This window comes from Sphingomonas sp. CCH21-G11 (genome assembly GCF_001555965.1).
Classification (GTDB): domain Bacteria; phylum Pseudomonadota; class Alphaproteobacteria; order Sphingomonadales; family Sphingomonadaceae; genus Sphingomonas.
The window spans coordinates 37,821-54,046 of sequence record NZ_LSHX01000052.1 but is presented as its reverse complement, the minus strand read 5'-3'; the positions used below and the strand labels follow the sequence as shown (position 1 = coordinate 54,046).

Sequence of the window (16,226 nt, the reverse complement as noted above, 5' to 3'; positions counted from 1 at the left end):
ATGTCGACCCTTGATGGCAAGATCAATGAGCATTTTGCCGGTTTCGTGGTCCGTAAGGACCTGGTGAAGGCCGTGAAGGGGAACGCCATTGTCCCCACTTATGTGCTCGAATACCTTCTCGGCCAGTATTGCGCGACCGATGACGAAGCCTCGATTGCGACAGGCATTGAAACGGTCAAGGACATCCTGCGCAAGCACTACGTCCATCGTTCCGAAGCTGGGTTGGTACAATCAACGATCAAGGAGCGTGGCCGCTACAAGGTCATCGATCAGGTTAGCGTGGCGCTGAATGAAAAGACCGATGCCTATGAGGCGGTCTTTGAAAACCTCGGTATCAAGCGGGTTGCCATCGACAGCGCCACGGTAAAGGCGCACCCGAAACTGCTGGTTACGGGTATTTGGTGCATCGCCGATGTGCAGTACGAGTTTTCGGAAGACAGCCGGATCTCCCCCTGGATCATCGACACGTTGAAGCCGATCCAGATCGCCCGTGTGGACTATGACGGCTATCGCGAGACGCGGGATAAGTTCACCACCGAGGAATGGATCGATCTGCTGATGCAGAGCATCGGCTTTGATCCGTCACTGTTCGGGCGCAGGTCAAAGCTTTTGCAACTGTTGCGCCTGGTGCCATTTGTTGAGCGCAACTACAACCTCATCGAGCTTGGTCCCAAGGGGACGGGAAAATCTCATATCTATTCCGAGTTTTCGCCACATGGTCAGCTGATCTCGGGCGGTGAAATCACGGTTCCCAAGCTTTTCGTGAACAATTCCAATGGCCGGATCGGATTGGTCGGCTTTTGGGATGTCGTGGCCTTTGACGAATTTGCCGGCCGCGAGAAGACGGCCAACAAGGCGCTTGTCGATATCATGAAGAACTACATGGCAAACAAGCAGTTCTCTCGTGGTGTAAATCCGATGGGCGCCGAGGCCAGCTTCGCCTTCGTCGGCAACACGGACCATAACGTGCCTTGGATGCTGAAAAATACGGACCTGTTCGAAGCTCTGCCGCCGCAGTTCCACGACAGCGCCTTTATTGATCGATTGCATGCCTATCTGCCCGGATGGGAGGTCGACATCATCCGGGGTGAGATGTTCACATCTGGCTATGGGTTCATTGTTGACTATCTCGCCGAAATCCTGCGCCATCTGCGTGCGGAGGACTTCTCGCACCGGCCAGATCGCTATTTCATCATTCCGGTTCAGACCCATATCCGGGACCGTGCGGCGATCAACAAGACCATGTCAGGTCTGCTGAAGCTGATCTTCCCGAATGGAGGCGAGACAGAAGCCGAAGTTGAAGAACTGCTGCGCTTTGCGATTGAATGCCGAAAGCGGGTGAAGGATCAGCTCCTGCGGATCGACAGCACCTTTGAGGCAGCAGATTTCCATTACATCGCATCGGATGGCGCAAAGCGCGCCGTCGCCACGCTGGAGGAAGAGGAGTTCCCCCAGTTCTACCACCGTCGATCAACCGACGATGGAAGTGAAGGTACGAATCAACAAGAGATTGGGTTGGTACCGGCAGAGCCGGTCTCAACGGCGGCTGCTTCCGCAGCGCCTACCGTTACCGCTGCCCCGCACTCCCCCCCAACTCCCGGACATGTCGTTTTCACAGAAAACCGCAAGGGCATCAGTTTCGATAAGATCTTTGGTCCTTGGACGGATGGCGCGACGCGGATCATCATCACAGACCCCTATATCCGGAAGTTCCATCAGGCGCGCAACGTGATGGAACTGATCGAGATGCTGATCAGGCGCAAACAGCCTGAAGATCAGATCGCTGTGCATCTTGTCACGGCTCCGGACGATGGGAACATTCAGGAGCAGCGAGAGTGCCTGGACGGGATTGCTGAAGCCTGCACAGGCACGGGCGTCGATTTCACATGGGCCTTCGATGGGAGCGGCACTCTCCATGCACGCGACATCACGACGGATACTGGCTGGAAGATGGTTCTGGATCGCGGGTTAGATATTTTCCAGCCAACGCCTCGCAAGATGAACGGTTTCTCGCTGGGAGAACGGATGCAGGAGCACCGGATGGTCCGTGGTTTCTACGTGACTTATGTCGAGAACCTTTAGCTTCGTCGACCGTGTTGGCGGTGCAGGTTTGGCTACGCGCTCGGCGGGAAGCAAGAAGTCGACCTCGATGCCCAAGCCCTCATCCTCGTTGCAGTTTTCCTGATCCGCAGATTGCAGGCCATTCATGCACTACCCCTTCCTCGTCACTGATCCGCGCTCCGGCCTGCAATACCGCCTGACCGATACCGGTCTTGCCGAATTGTCCCTTGCCCCCATTTCTGCCGAATGGGCGCCGGGGCGTGCCATTGCCGAGGCGCCTGACCCGGTCTGGGCCGAAAGTCTTGCCAATGCGCCTGTCGAGACGATCTCGGCGGTGACCGCCGCGCTGACGGATCTTGTGCTGGCCACGCCGGATCTGAAGGTGCCGAACGTCGATCACCTGCCAGACAGCCGCGCCAAGCGGCATCTCTTGGCGCTGGTTGCGTTGTGGCAAAGGTTGGGGGATGCGCTGCCAGAGGGGCTGGCACCGATTTCCCATGTGCTGGCCCTGCCGCATGGGTCGTTCCTGGGCTCGTTGCCGGTGGTTGAAGGTTCGCTGGATCCCCTAGCTCCTGCGGCGCTGCAGGCGCTTTTTGCCCGGTTGCGGGACGAGTTCGGCACTGTTCCTGCAAGCGACTATACGCCCCGGGCCACAATCGGCAGCCGCCTGCACGCGCTGCAGGGCGGTGTTTCAGCGCAGGATATCGAGGCCGGGGTTCTGGATGACAGCCTCGCGTTCTATGGCCTGCGCGATCCCGCCGCCTGCGCCGATTTCGCCGCCGCCCAAGCCCGGGCGCTGATTGAGTCCGGCGTTTCGGCCCGTGAAATCGCCGTGCTGTCGGGCGATGATCTGCGCCAGATCGCGCGCGCTTTTTCAGCCCAGGGAGTGCCGCTCTCGGGCCTTCCGGGCCAATTACCCGAGCGAGATGTCATTGGCGAGACCGCGCTACATCTGGCGCTGGCCAAGCGACCGCCAACTCCGGCCATGGTCTTGGCGAGCCTCGCGCTTTCTCCCTTGATGCCCTGGGCGGCACAGACCGGGCGCGATCTTGCCGAAAGCCTCATGGGTGGCGATTTCCGAGGCGCCATCCTCACGGGCACGCCCGCACATAAGGAACTGTGGGACGATATCCGCGCCTCGGCCGGCAGCTTGCCGCAGCTGCGATTCCTGCTGGACCGGATCTGCGAGCGGATCGGAAAAGGCGATCAGGTCCGCGCGCGGCTGACTGTCCCCCCCGGCGAAGGCACGCCGGATTGGGAGATAATCCTGCGTGGCATTCAGATCGCGCCGCCCATGGCTGCGGACCCCGACCGCAATCTTGAAGGCGTCAGCCTTTGGTCCGCGCATGAAAGCCCGTGGCGCCCATGCCGCCATCTGATCGTCAGCGATTTCACCGACGGGCTTTACCCGACTCGCCCGCGTGCCAATCCGCTGTTTCTTGACAGCGAGATCGCTGCGATACGCGCGGGAATCGGCGTTCACCTTCGCGGTCGGGCCGAGGGGCTGGCGCAAAGCCTCGCGTTACTTGATCAACAGCTTCAGGCGGTTTCCGGCAGCGTCACCTTCCTCATCCCATGGCGCGATCTGGCGGGCGGGCGCTTGCAACCTTCGGCCGGGTTGTCGCTGGTGGCGCGGGCGGTGGCGGGTGTTGAGGATGCCAGCGATCTGATCACCGATCTGTCGCGTCAGAGCCCCGCGGAATGGCCGATTGCGTATCACCATCTGATGCCGGTGCCGGAACCCGCGGAATTGCCTGAGGAGCTTGCTTTCACGGGGCATGACCTTCTTTCCCTTCGTCGGCGTGAAGACGGCACCGCCAAACCGCAATCGCCCTCGCGGCTCGAGACGCTGCTTGTCAGCCCGCTCGCCTGGCTTCTGGCCGAGGTTGGGGCCGAGGATATGTCTTGGTCGACCGAAGAACTCGACGTGATGGCAAGGGGCAATATCGCCCATGATGTCTTTGAGCATGTCTTCCTGAAGGATCAGCCGTTCCCGGAAACCGAGGCGCTGGCAGAACTGATCCCCGAGGCCTATGACCGCGCGCTCACCCGTCACGCGGGCTATCTGCGCAGCCCGTCATGGGAGATGGAGCGCCACGGTTTGGAGCGTGAGATCATGGCGGCGGCCCTGCGCTGGCGCGACCACTTGCTGGCGCTCAATGCCAAGATCATCGGCAATGAAATCTGGCTGGCCGGTGAGGCGCATGGCATCAATCTGCATGGCAAGGCCGACGCGATCCTTGAACTGCCTGATGGTGCGCTCTTGATCGTCGATCACAAGAAAAGCGGCACCAAGGGCCGACGGCAGCGGATGGAGGCGGGCTGGGATCTGCAGGCAGGGCTTTACGCCGATATGATAGCGCGGCCCATGCGGCGCGAGGGTGACGGCATGGACCCGCTGATCGGCCGCAAGGTGGCGGTCGCCTATCACCTAATGAATGATGGCGGGTTGCTGACTTCGGGTCTGGTCTTGCCCGAGGGCTCGCCCGCTCGCGACATGGGCGATGCGGTGAATGCCGGGGCGGTAGCCAAGCTGGCGGAACGCTTGGCCGAACTTGGTGCAGGCCGGGTCGTGCTGAACACCTCTGAGGATGTGGCCTTCTTCAAGAAAGAAGCCGGCTTCACCCCCTATGCGCTGACCGATGGCTCGGCCCTGGTCACCGCCTTCATCCGCACGATCGAGGAGGAATGACCATGGCCCCCGTCAATGCAGATCAAGGTCTGGTCATCGTTCCCGCGGGTGCCGGCGCGGGCAAGACCCACCGCATCAAGACCCAGCTGTCCGATTGGGTGAAACGCGGCATTGTCCGGCCCGAACGTATCCTTGCCGTCACCTTTACCGAGGCCGCGGCTGGCGAGTTGCGCGAAAGGATCCGTGCCGGCCTTCTGGCCGATGGACTGGTCGCCGAGGCGATGGCGGTCGAGCGCGCCTATGTCTCGACCATACATGGACTGGGCCTGCGGCTTTTGACCGAACATGCTCTGGCGGCTGGCGCCTCGCCGCAGCCGCGCCATCTGGGCGATGCCGAGCGGGATCTGCTGATCCGTCAGGCACTGGCACATGCCAAGGCGCTGGACCCGATCAAGGCCGCGCCCGAGCGGTTCGGTTACGCCCCGAGCTTCGTGAAGGGCGAGACGGTCGAAGACAGTTTGCGCGCCCGGGTGCTATCGATGATCGACCTCTTGCGCGGCCTTGGGGACAAGGGGCGTGACGCTGGCCTGATCGCTCCGGCACTGACGCGGCTGGATGCGGTTTACGGGCCGGTTCTGGATGACCCTATCGCCGCGACCACCGCGTTGCAGACGGCCGTGCAGGTCATGATCGCAGCCTTTCCCGAGGGAGGCATGGCCGGGATCACCGCCAAAACCAATGTCGAGAAGCTGGAGAAAAACCTCGCGCTTTTCAAACGTGTTGATCGCGCGCCCGATCTTCTGGATCGGGATTGGCAGGTCTGGAACGATCTGCGCAGCCTGTTCATCTCTAACCGCTCCAGCAAGACGCCTGCGGGATATGACGACCTTGCCACGGCGATCATGGCGGCGGCGGATGTGCTGCCCTGCCATCCCGGCCCGCTGGCCGATGCTAAGCTGCACCTGTCCTGCCTAATCGCCTGCGCGCAAGAGGTGATGGCGGCCTATGAGACCCGCAAGAAGGCGCTCGGCCTGATCGACTTTGCTGACATGATCACCGGGGCTGAGCACCTGCTCCGCACCGACCTCGCCGTGCGGCAAGCGGTGCTGGACGAGATCGACTGCGTCATCATCGACGAATTCCAGGATACCAACCCTGTGCAATTCGCGCTTTTGTGGCAGTTGGGCCAGCACGCGCCGCGTACACTGCTGGTGGGCGATGTCAAACAGTCGATCATGGGGTTTCAGGGTGCCGATCCGCGCCTATCCACAGCGCTGGCGGCGGTAAACCCCGATGCGACCCAGCCTTTGGACCGCAACTGGCGCTCGACCCCAGCCATCATGCAATTCGTCAATGCGATGGGGGCTGGCCTCTTTGGGCAGGGCTATAACCCGCTGGCGCCGACCCGCGATGCGGTCGCAGGTCCCGCGATCGAGGTTCTGAACGCTACGCAGGGACGGCGCTCACAAAAGTATTCGCAGCCCCCAGAACACATCGCCGAGCGCATCGCCCGTATCCTGACTGATACTGAGACCATCACCGACCGCCACACGAAGGCCGCCCGGCCGGCGCGGCCTTCGGATATCGCGCTCTTGGTCTGCCGTCACACCACCGCCGCCCGCTATGCCGAGGAATTGCGCGCGCGCGGCGTTCCGGTGCGGATCGCCGAGGATGGCTGGGCGAAAAGCCCGGTGATTGTTGCCGCCCGCGCCGCGCTGGCCTTTGCCGCCAATCCGGCGGATATCCATGCCGGGCTGCTCTTGCGCGCGCTTGGCCCGGACCCGCTGCCCTTGCAGGAGGCGCTATCCGCCCAAATGGAAGGGCGGTTGGTGGATGACCCGGTGCTGATGCGGCTCGCCGCTCTGTCGAACCTTTTGGCCCGCCTGCCGGTGGGTGCGGCCCTTGATCTGGTGTTGGATGCTGCCGGCCTGCGCCTCTGGGCGGAACGTCAGCCTGACGCCGCCCAATCCCGTGCCGATCTTTTGCGGCTAGAGGCTGAGGCGGGTGAGTTCGAAGCCGCGCATCGCGATCTCAAATCCGCCTCGGGGTTCCACGGCGAGACTGCCAAGGTCTTTCTCGGCTGGCTCGACGCCCGTGGGAGCGAGCGCGATTTCGACCGTCATCCCGATCCTTCCGCCAACAGCGCCGAGGCGGTGGAGATCGTCACCTGGCACGCCTCCAAAGGGCGGGAATGGCCGATCACTGTCGTCGCCGAGTTCGACTATGGCATTGAGGAACGTGCGGGGGCCACTGCGACCCGTTTCGATGCCCTGGACCGCATCGACGATATGGCGGTGGTGCTGGGGTCCGCGAGCCTGATCCACACGCCCGGCTTTGCCGCGCCCGAGGCGACCCGCCGTTTCATCGAAGACCGCCGCGCCGATTTTGAAACCAATGCGAAAAACCTTCTCTATGTCGCCCTGACCCGTGCCCGTGACCGGATGGTGCTGGAATGGCCGGGTTTTCTGAAGGACCGCGAAGAAGACGCGCCCGAGGCTACGAACCTGTTTCATATCCTGTCCGATACTTGCGCGCCGCAGATCGGGGCGGGCAGCCTGCGTATCAATGGCGTGGATTGCCCGGCGCTGATCACGCAACTGCCTGAAGAGGCGGGATTTACCGAGTACGCAGGCGGTGCGGCAGCCTCAGCGCTGCGATTCGGTGCCGCTGCGCCGTTGCCCGTGACACCGCTGACGCCCTGGCGGCTGCAGCCCTCGCAAACCCGTAGTGCGGGGGTGCCGCCCGTGTCCCGCCGTATCAACATCGGAGCACCCTGGCCAAAGGCACTGAACGATGCCTACCGCGGCACAGCACTGCATCTGGCGCTGCGCACATACCTGACCCGGCCCGATCTGGCCCCGGCTTTGGCTCTCGCGACCGGGCTTGACGACGCCACTCTTGCGCTAGTGGCCGAGCGCGCCACGGCGCTGAAAGCCTGGCTTGCCGATCAGGGCTATACGGACCTGCGCGCCGAGATTCCGGTGCTTGGCCACACGCCCGAGGGTGCAGAGATCCCCGGTGCCCTCGACCTTCTCGCCATCGGCCCGGCAGGCGCGATGCTGATCGACCATAAATCCGGCGGCGGCGGTGACGGGTTTGGCCCCTATTGGCCACAGCTTTCCAGCTATGCCGGACTGTTGGCCGGACTATACCCGCAGCATCCGCTGCAGGGCGTGGCGGTGTTCTGGGTCGATCACGGTTGGCTGGAACTGGCAGATGAGGGCGCGTCAGCGGGAGCTTTCGCACAGGCCAGAGTTAACTGATGCCCTGGGGAATACTTGCGCCCGATACCGTGGTTTCGCAACGGCGCCAGCAGAACCTCGGGCTTGCGGCGGCGGTTCGTCATTTCAATGATCGGGCGGTCCCCGGAATCGGCGGCATGTGGTTTCCCATGCCCATCCTTTGGTCGGTTCTGGCGATCTCTATCGCCGAGGAACTTGGTGTGCCGGCACTGCCTGTCGGCAACGCGGTCGAAGCGCGCGTCATGCTTGAAGTCATCGCGGGTCCGCAGGATCGCCGCGTGCGAGGGGCGCGGAAGATGCAGGGCTTGAAGGATAGCAGTTTCCACAATCTCAGGCGTCGCGGAACTTATGTGGTTCAGCCGATCCGCATGGCGATGGTGCAGCCTCTGGTCGCACTCGGGTTCGTGCAGGGCAGCCGCTACGGCGCGTTTCGCATACATAGCGCTGGCAGAGAGCTGTTGGAGCTGAATGCGATGAAAGAACCGCGCCGTTTGCTTGGTGCCTGGGCGCATGGCAGGCAGCCACATGGCCTGAAGGAGGCCCTGACAGTGCTTTCCCCGGTTGGGGCTGTCCCGGAAGCGGTGCGTAAACTGATCCTTGCCCGATTGCTCGACGGAAATGATCCCGGCTCGACCCGGCGCCGGGCCCTGGCGCGCCTCGGCACTGGCCCCAGCTCCGCGCATTTGGACCAGGAAACCGCATTGGCGGGGCTGGCGCCGGATCATTGGTCGGATTTGCGCGCAGGAGCGGCTTTTATGGATATTCGCGATGCTGCGTTGTCGGTGTTGGACCAGTTGGAACAGCACTTGCTGAAGCTTCGCGACGATAATCAGCCTGTGCGCCTGTCAGAAGCGGACGCAGCTGAAGTCGCCGCCGAGCCACTGAAACAATTGCGCGATCTGGCCTCGGCAAAAGGCGCGCTTGTCGATCAGGGCAATGAGGAGACTAGCCGCAGATTTATCGCGGAAATCCGAAATCTGTCCGATCAGCAGCTGATCCAGAGGCTGGCCGAGCGCGATTCTACCGTGATTTGTCAGCGCGAAGGCCACATTTTTCTCGGGCCGGCCGCGAGCGAGTTGCGGGGCAGCTCGGAGACCCAGGACGAGAACCGGCCCCCTCAGGACGAGGCCTTCGCGCCGCAGCTTTTCCGGCTGCACAATCTTCATTGTCTGGTGACGGAGCTGTCCGGAAAGGTGAACCCGGGCAGCCGTGACGAGGGATCGGAGGCCGTCTGATGCAGAACACGACGCTCTACTCCCTCTTCATGCCGCCCGAAGATTGTTATGGCGACTTTGGCCTTATGTGCGGCTTCACCGCGACGCGGCAGGTCCTGGGGCAGATCCGCCGAACATTCACAGGCGAGATGGCGCGCCCGGTGCTGGCCGCCTTCATCCATCCAACCGTGAATGCGATCTCGGACGTTCCGGGACTTGCCTGGATGTGGATGCGCCTCGTGGGACGCGGCTACAACCTTCTCCATGCCAAGGTGGCGCTTCTGGGTTTTCGCAAGCGCGGCGGAGATGGCTATGTCATTCGCCTCGCTGTCAGCACGGGGAACTGGACACAGGATCCGCTTACTCGCAGCATCGACCTGTTCTGGTCGATCGATCTGGACTCTGCTGTGCCTGACGCACAGGACATTGCCGATATCCGCGCTGCGCATGAGATGTTTGGATGGCTGCGCGAGCGGGCAGATTGCGCCCTGATCGAACGCAGTTTTGACGGGCACCGGCCAGACGCCCTGCTGGAGGCCGCGATCACAGCCTTGCCCACGTCATCCGCGCGTCCCCGCTTCATCGACAGCCGCAATCAGGCGCTGTTTCCTCAGGTGGTCGAGCGCCTGGGTACCAAAAAGAAGGCCGACCGTCTCATCCTCGGGTCTGGCTATTTCGAGAGCGACGGCGATGGTGCTGCTGGCCTGCCGGAGCGACTGCGCCGCGCATTGGTGCAGGAGAAATCCCTGACGAAAACAGCGGCTCTCGACCTGTTTCTTAACCCGTCCTCCTGTCAGGGGCTTGCTGCCCGGGCCGGTGCCTTGATTGACGCAGGCTGGAACTTGCGCCCTCCGCGCTCTGTCTTGCATGGAACTGATGGGTGCCTGCATGCAAAATTTGTGGTGCTGGCGTCGGGCGAGACCGAGGCCTCGGGACGGGCTTATCTTGGATCCGGCAATCTGAGCATGAACGGGTTTGAGCGTGCCGCAAGCGTCGGGGGAAACCTTGAGGCAGGTGTGATCGTCGATCTGCCGGGAGGACTGAAATGGCCGCGACGCAGAGACACGCGGAACGGTATCGCCGCTGTTTTGCCGATCCAGTTCACTGATGTGGTGACGCCCGAGGCCCTGCAGCAAGGGGAAGTCTTTGTGTGCCCCGATGAGCCAGAAACCCAGCCGCCAGTTGCGTGGCTTATATGGCAAGACGGGGTGCTCTCGGCCCCCGAAGACAAATCGGTGATGGTGATTGGTGTCGATGCGGCTCAGGCCCAGACACCTTGTGCATGGCCTGCACCGGCTCCGGCGATTGTGACACTCGCGGAGGACGGCTGGCGGCTGCCTGTCATTTCTTCCGAAGCACTTGTTGTCGCTCGCCCCTCCGATATGTCGGTCGAAGATATCCTTGCCAGCCTTGGCTCATTTCCCGAGCCAGGTGATGCTGACAGCGAAGATGAGGGTGAGGAAGGCGAAGAGCCGCTCACCGACGCCTCAGATACCACCGAAGCTCCGCCAGCTGCCTATCCCATTCGCAGGATGATGGAACTTCTGGTGCGTCTTTGTGAGACACAGGCAAGGTTGGACCCGCGGGACTGGCAAAGGTGGTGTCGGGAGTTGCAACAGAACCTTTGCGCTATCGCGTCTCGCGAAAAAACGATGCTCGAGTTCTTCCGGAACGCCAGGGCAAATCCTCTGCCTGCTCTGGCAGATCCGCGTATGCGCCCGGAAGGGGTTTCGCCAGACCTATTGAGAGATGCGCTTTTGGCAGTGTCCGTCGCGTGGGAGCTCAGCGCTTACCCATCGCTCTGGGAACGGGAGGCCGCGTGATGGTGGACTGGAACGAGGTCGCGAGCATTCTGGATCGTATCGCAGGGACGTCTGACGATACCCTGCTAGATCATGGCCAGAAGGCGAGTGTCACAGAACTGGCGTGCCGTATCCGGGCGGGCCAACGCTCGGCCCTGCTGGCTGATGAGGTGGGTATGGGCAAGACCCGCATTGCGGCGGCGCTGATCGCAGCGGTGCGGGAGGCGGGCGGGCGCAGCGCCATTGTTCTGCCCGCGGGCCTTGGGGCACAATGGCAGCAGGAACTGAAACGGTTCAACGCCGACGACAAGACATTGCTGCCGCTGCGCAGCTATGATGGTTTCATCTCCGGTTTCTTGCACGATACCGATGCGGAGGGGAGCGCAAGACGGATACACAGCCATAAGGAGTGGCTTTCGGATCGCCGCAAGCAGCGTGAGTTGCCGGAGAACGGCTGGGCCGCCGAAGAGATCATAATGATCTCTCATTCCTTCGCGAACATGCAGTTTCCCAATCGTGGAGAAGGCCCCGCTGGAGGCTGGCGCCGGGAACTCTTACCCAACGTCGCCCGCCTGATTGACGGCCGACGGCGCAACTTCATGCGCGAAAATTTCCATTCGGGTGAGGTGGGCTATGTATATGCCAGTCGCCGTGCGGCGCGGCACATTGCCCAAACGATTCTGGACCACGAACTGTCGCGCGATGCCATTAACGGCGATCAGAAATGGCTTTCGGCGGACGATTACAAGAACAGGATCCTGCCGCTGATCGGCTATGGCCTGGGTCAGTTTGATCTCATAGTCGTTGACGAAGCCCACAAGGCGCGCGGCGCAGATTCAAGCCTTTCGCGCATTCTCGGCCCGGTAAGCTGGGAAGCGGATGATCCTTTTCGTCTGGGCATGACCGCAACCCCGGTCGAGCTGGACTCCAGCCAGTGGATCGACACGCTGGAGCGGCTCAATGGTCGCGATGACGATCAGGATATTACTGCGCTCGCAGAGCTGACGGAATGGATCACCGGCTATGTGGATGTTGTTCGTCGGATTCAAACCGAAGAACTGGACGAGACGCTGACCGGGGAATTCGAGACCTCCGCCCGGCAGTTCTGCGCAGCATTGCGACCATACGTCCTGCGCCGGGACAAACGCAGTGACCCCGAATTCTGCGTCTTCAAAGACAGTCATGGTGATTATCGTGAGGTCACCGATATCTCGGTTTCACCGGAGGCAGAGGGTTTTACCCGTGACTGGTTGCGCCGCTTTTGTGCGGCTGAGGCGCTGTCGTTACTCCCTCAGGATGATCCGCGTGTGAAACGGGTCAGGCTCGCCGTTGCCCAGGGGTATGGGTTCGGCTTTGGAGAGGATGAGGAAGACAGCCCTTCAGGCATGACAGATGCAAACCTCGTTGGTCCGGCGGGGTTTTGGACGGAAGCTTTCACCGCTGAGAGCAACGACATCTATAGCCACCCTGCGATCCTGGCGGCTGTGAGACAAATCGAGGCCTATACACGGGCCGGCGAGAAAGTGCTCGTCTTCGGCAGGTTCCTGACGCCGATGAATGTGCTGACCAGACTGCTGGACGCGCGTGAGATGCTGCGTCGTTTGCGAGACGGACAGCACTGGCCTGCCAGTGGGATCGGGGAAAGCAATATAGCAGCCGTCATTGCGGCGATGAGGGATCCTGATCTTGCGGTGGCGGGTGGGGTCGACGAAATCGATGTGATGTTGAAAACCCGCTATCAGGAGTGGGCGAGCGAGCGCCGGGCTGAACTCGCACGGCTTCATCGGGAGTTGGAAGACCTTGCGCTGGAGGGAGGAGCTGCTGCATTTCTGTCAGAGATTCTGCGCCATGAGGACGGCAAACAAGACCTTCAATTCGGGGCTTTGCTCGAGGCACTTGGTGGCAGGCGGGAAGTTGCGGGCGCTTCCTGGACGGGGCGGGAAATGCTCGGGCTGTTCGAAAAACTGCTCATGGAGCTTGCCGGGGATGATGAAGCAGAGAACAACGATACGCAGAAAGCCCGGCTGGATGCCTGGCTGAACGATTATTCCGGGCGCGAGGGCAACTTCGCCAGGATGATGTCAGGCGCAACCGCACCGCAAACGCGGCGTATGCTGCAATCTGCATTCAACCGGTCGTCCAGTTGGCCGATGGTGCTCCTCGCGCAATCCCGCGTCGGGCGTGAGGGCCTGAATCTGCATGAGGCCTGTCGCACAGTGATTCTACTGCACGCGGAGTGGAATCCCGGCATTGTCGAGCAGCAGATTGGGCGTGTGGATCGCAAGAACAGTCTTTGGCTTCGCGAATGGCGGAAATGGAGGGATCATGGTGATGGTCTCCCGCCCCGCATTCGGGTTCACCCTGTTGTCGTCAGTGGCACATACGACGATCACAACTGGCAGGTTCTCAAGGCGCGTTGGCTGGAACTGAGGGCGCAGTTGCATGGCGATGTCCTGCGTCCCGTTCTAGGTCGGTCAGAGGTGATAGATGACAAACGAACCTGCGCTGACCGCGTTCGGCGCGCAGTGCCGGATTTTTCGCCGGGAAAACGTGGCGGTTGAGTTGTAGTGTAACCGATACTCACGCTGCTGTTCGGAATAGGACGGAATGAAAGCTGCTATTTTTAGCAACCATTCTCCCCGCGTTGGATTTGGCGTTGATAGGAAAATGGCTGTTAGTAGGTCGCAAGTAATGGTGGTTGCAGCCTCCCGCAACCATCTTTACCGGCGTCGATTGCAAGTTGTGATCGATGCCGGTCCCCGCAACCAGTTAAAAGCCCGTCAAACCCATGGTTTGGCGGGCTTTTCTGTGTCTGCGGCGGGCGCCGTCCCGACGTCGCCGAGGTGGTGATCTGCCTTCCGGCCTGTGACCTTAGGTTTCGGCGGTGACGCGGTTCGCGGATGACGGGGCCGCGGGCGTCGCGTGCCCTCCGGCACGTCAGGGTAGCGGCGCGCCGGCGGCAATGTGCGCAATCGCCGTAGCGGTGCGATCGGCGATGGCAACTTCGCCGGCGATGCCCATGGCGCCATAGCGTGACGCGATCGCCGCGAAATCGGGCCAGGCAATCGTTACCCGACCGTCGATGTCCGTGACCAGCATCCGCACCGGCCAATCTAGCCCCGCGAGCGGCGCGGCTGCCAGGAATGTCAGGCCATGTGCGGGATTGCCGAACAGGATCAGGGTCGACGGCGCGATCGGCACTCCGGCCTCCGGCCCCAGCGCGGACTGGTCGATCGTCGCGAACAGGCGGATGCCGCGCCGTGCCACCTCGCGCTCGATTGCGCCGACCGTCGCGTCATGGCCATGCGTGCTTGCCAGCACGCGGATGCCCTCGGGCCGCCCGGTTCGGTCGTTCGCCGCCCCCGTCAGCGCGAACAGGGCGCCGAGCGCACCGACGCCGGCGCGCGCGGCCCCGCGACGATCAACGGGCGTGGCCATCGGGCATCATCTCGCCCGCGCTCGCTTCGTGCAGGATGAACCCTTCGAGCGGATCGACATCCTCGTGCCAAGGCTGCTTGTTCAGCACGCGCATCGTGTCGGCATAGCCACGTTCCCAACGCGCGCGGATCGACGCTTCGCTGAAATCGATATCCTTGGAATGGTCTTCGCCATAAAGCGGCGGCGCGAGCAGGCGGACGACGTGCATCCGCGTCACGCAGCCATAGGCGGCGAGTGCGGCCACTTCGGGAGTCTGGCGCTGATCGGGCGGGAGCCGGTCGACCAGGTCGGAAATCACATGGCGCAGCTTGTGGATCTGGCGCTGGCGAAAAATGTGCGCGTCCGACCGGCTGGCATATTGGATGTCCTTCTGCCGGGTGATGACCTTCCAGATCGTGTCGGGCTCGGTTCCCTGGGGATTCCAGATGTGGACCGCGAAGACCAGGCTGCTACGCCGCGGATGATCGTCGAACACCGCTTCGACCGGGGTATTGGATACGATGCCGCCGTCCCAGAACAGCTCGCCGTCGATGCGGATCGCCGGAAACGCCGGTGGCAGCGCGCCCGATGCCAGGATGTGCTTGAGCTCAAGCGGGGTGTCGCGGCTGTCGAAATAGCGCATCACCCCCGTCGCCACCGCCGCCGCGCCGACCGTGATGCGCGGGGCACCGCGGTTGAGCAGGTCGAAGTCGATCAGCTCGCTGAGCGTCGCGGCGAGCGGCGCGGTGGAATAATAGCCGGCATCCTCCGGCCCGAGCGGCGTATGCGCGCCGAAGAATGCGAGCGGGTTGGGCGTGAAGAAGCCCGGCAGGCCCCCGGTCACGGTGGCGGCATAACCGCCAAGCGCGCCGAGCATCGGCCAGCCGTTCAGCATTTCCGTCCACGGGCCATAGCGCACCCGCTTCCAGAATTCGGTGATCCGGTCGAGCCGGTCGCTGGGCGGGCTGCCGGCGATCAGGGCTGCGTTGATCGCGCCGATCGATGTGCCGATGACCCAGTCCGGCGCGATGCCGGCTTCGTGCATCGCCTGATACACGCCCGCCTGGTACGCGCCGAGCGCGCCGCCGCCCTGGAGCACCAGCACCACCTGGCCACAGGCATCGGGGATGCGGACCGGGCCGTGGGGCGGCACCGCGGTCGCGGCAGAATCATGGGGCGTTTTCATGGTCATCCCTCACGCGTTTCAAGCCATTAACGTACTCCTGCTCGCACTCGCAGCACCAATATCCGAAAGCTATCGAAACGATGCGATCATGGCATTGTGCATCGCACAAAGTAGACGGCACTCTGGCCGGCGATGCGGGGTATGTCGCCCCGCCTGGAATGGAGGGTTCCAATGAAACTCACGCTTTTGAGCCTGCGCGGCGCGCTGACCGCCGGACTTCTGGTCGGGTTCGGTGCGGCCCCGGCGGTCGCCGGCACCTGCCCGGCGGGCAAGGCGGGCATCGACGTGATGAAGCCGTCGGACGCACCGGCGAGCGGCGTCACCGACACGGTGCTGTCGTCGATCGATCTGGCAAAGGAGCCGGTCGCCGTCGACGGCCGGATGCTGCGGCTGCGCCGGCTGACGGTCGCGCCGGGCGGCGTCGTCCCCTATCACAGCCACGGCAACCGGCCGGCGATCATCCATGTCGTGTCGGGCACGATCACCGAATATGCCAGCACCTGCGCGGTGCCGATCGTTCACAAGGCCGGCGAGAGCGTCGCCGAACTCAACAAGACGTCGCATTGGTGGCGCAACACCGGCAAGGTGCCGGTCGTGCTGCTTGCCAGCGACTTCTTCCCGGTCGACGGCGATCCGAAGGCGATGTGACCGCGGGCGGCGGCCGCAACCGGC

Annotated in this window: 9 protein-coding genes; 7 read left to right on the top strand and 2 right to left on the bottom strand. The window is 62.6% G+C overall.

Annotation, left to right across the window (positions count from 1 at the left end):
* The 6 genes from brxL to AX676_RS13870 all read left to right on the top strand — a co-directional run bounded on the left by brxL (position 1) and on the right by AX676_RS13870 (position 13,512).
* Positions 1–2,082 carry a BREX system Lon protease-like protein BrxL gene (gene brxL / locus AX676_RS13895; RefSeq protein WP_066479056.1) on the top strand — a complete coding sequence of 694 codons (2,082 nt, stop codon included), beginning with the start codon at positions 1–3 and terminating at the stop codon, positions 2,080–2,082.
* A 124-nt stretch (positions 2,083–2,206) separates the two neighbouring features.
* Positions 2,207–4,753: a PD-(D/E)XK nuclease family protein gene (locus AX676_RS13890; RefSeq protein WP_066478875.1), complete on the top strand. Its 2,547-nt coding sequence runs from the start codon at positions 2,207–2,209 to the stop codon at positions 4,751–4,753.
* Positions 4,750–7,956 (top strand): UvrD-helicase domain-containing protein, encoded by a 3,207-nt coding sequence (locus AX676_RS13885; RefSeq protein WP_066478873.1) that lies wholly within the window; start codon positions 4,750–4,752, stop codon positions 7,954–7,956. Before AX676_RS13890 ends, AX676_RS13885 begins: the two co-directional genes overlap by 4 nt.
* Positions 7,956–9,170: a hypothetical protein gene (locus AX676_RS13880; protein WP_066478871.1), complete on the top strand. Its 1,215-nt coding sequence runs from the start codon at positions 7,956–7,958 to the stop codon at positions 9,168–9,170. Before AX676_RS13885 ends, AX676_RS13880 begins: the two co-directional genes overlap by 1 nt.
* Complete coding sequence (locus AX676_RS13875; RefSeq protein ID WP_066478868.1) at positions 9,170–10,972, top strand: hypothetical protein; 1,803 nt, start codon at positions 9,170–9,172, stop codon at positions 10,970–10,972. Before AX676_RS13880 ends, AX676_RS13875 begins: the two co-directional genes overlap by 1 nt.
* Positions 10,972–13,512, top strand: a complete 2,541-nt coding sequence (locus AX676_RS13870) for a DEAD/DEAH box helicase family protein (protein WP_066478866.1) — start codon at positions 10,972–10,974, stop codon at positions 13,510–13,512. Before AX676_RS13875 ends, AX676_RS13870 begins: the two co-directional genes overlap by 1 nt.
* A 376-nt stretch (positions 13,513–13,888) precedes the next feature.
* On the opposite strand, the gene AX676_RS13865 is transcribed toward AX676_RS13870, so the two are convergent.
* Complete coding sequence (locus AX676_RS13865) at positions 13,889–14,389, bottom strand: DUF302 domain-containing protein (RefSeq protein WP_066478858.1); 501 nt, start codon at positions 14,387–14,389, stop codon at positions 13,889–13,891.
* Entirely contained in the window at positions 14,373–15,554 is a 1,182-nt protein-coding gene (locus AX676_RS13860) for a patatin-like phospholipase family protein (RefSeq protein WP_066479050.1), read from the bottom strand. Before AX676_RS13860 ends, AX676_RS13865 begins: the two co-directional genes overlap by 17 nt.
* Positions 15,555–15,725: 171 nt before the next feature.
* Between AX676_RS13860 and AX676_RS13855 the strand changes: the two genes are divergently transcribed.
* On the top strand, positions 15,726–16,202 hold the full coding sequence (locus AX676_RS13855) for a cupin domain-containing protein (protein WP_156437701.1): 477 nt from the start codon (positions 15,726–15,728) through the stop codon (positions 16,200–16,202).
* Positions 16,203–16,226: the final 24 nt, after the last annotated feature.

Bases quoted from the DNA above. Each gene is read 5' to 3' on its own strand.
- brxL (WP_066479056.1), top strand. From the start codon at position 1: ATGTCGACCCTTGATGGCAAGATCAATGAGCATTTTGCCGGTTTCGTG.
- AX676_RS13890 (WP_066478875.1), top strand. From the start codon at position 2,207: ATGCACTACCCCTTCCTCGTCACTGATCCGCGCTCCGGCCTGCAATAC.
- AX676_RS13885 (WP_066478873.1), top strand. From the start codon at position 4,750: ATGACCATGGCCCCCGTCAATGCAGATCAAGGTCTGGTCATCGTTCCC.
- AX676_RS13880 (WP_066478871.1), top strand. From the start codon at position 7,956: ATGCCCTGGGGAATACTTGCGCCCGATACCGTGGTTTCGCAACGGCGC.
- AX676_RS13875 (WP_066478868.1), top strand. From the start codon at position 9,170: ATGCAGAACACGACGCTCTACTCCCTCTTCATGCCGCCCGAAGATTGT.
- AX676_RS13870 (WP_066478866.1), top strand. From the start codon at position 10,972: ATGGTGGACTGGAACGAGGTCGCGAGCATTCTGGATCGTATCGCAGGG.
- AX676_RS13865 (WP_066478858.1), bottom strand. From the start codon at position 14,389: ATGGCCACGCCCGTTGATCGTCGCGGGGCCGCGCGCGCCGGCGTCGGT.
- AX676_RS13860 (WP_066479050.1), bottom strand. From the start codon at position 15,554: ATGAAAACGCCCCATGATTCTGCCGCGACCGCGGTGCCGCCCCACGGC.
- AX676_RS13855 (WP_156437701.1), top strand. From the start codon at position 15,726: ATGAAACTCACGCTTTTGAGCCTGCGCGGCGCGCTGACCGCCGGACTT.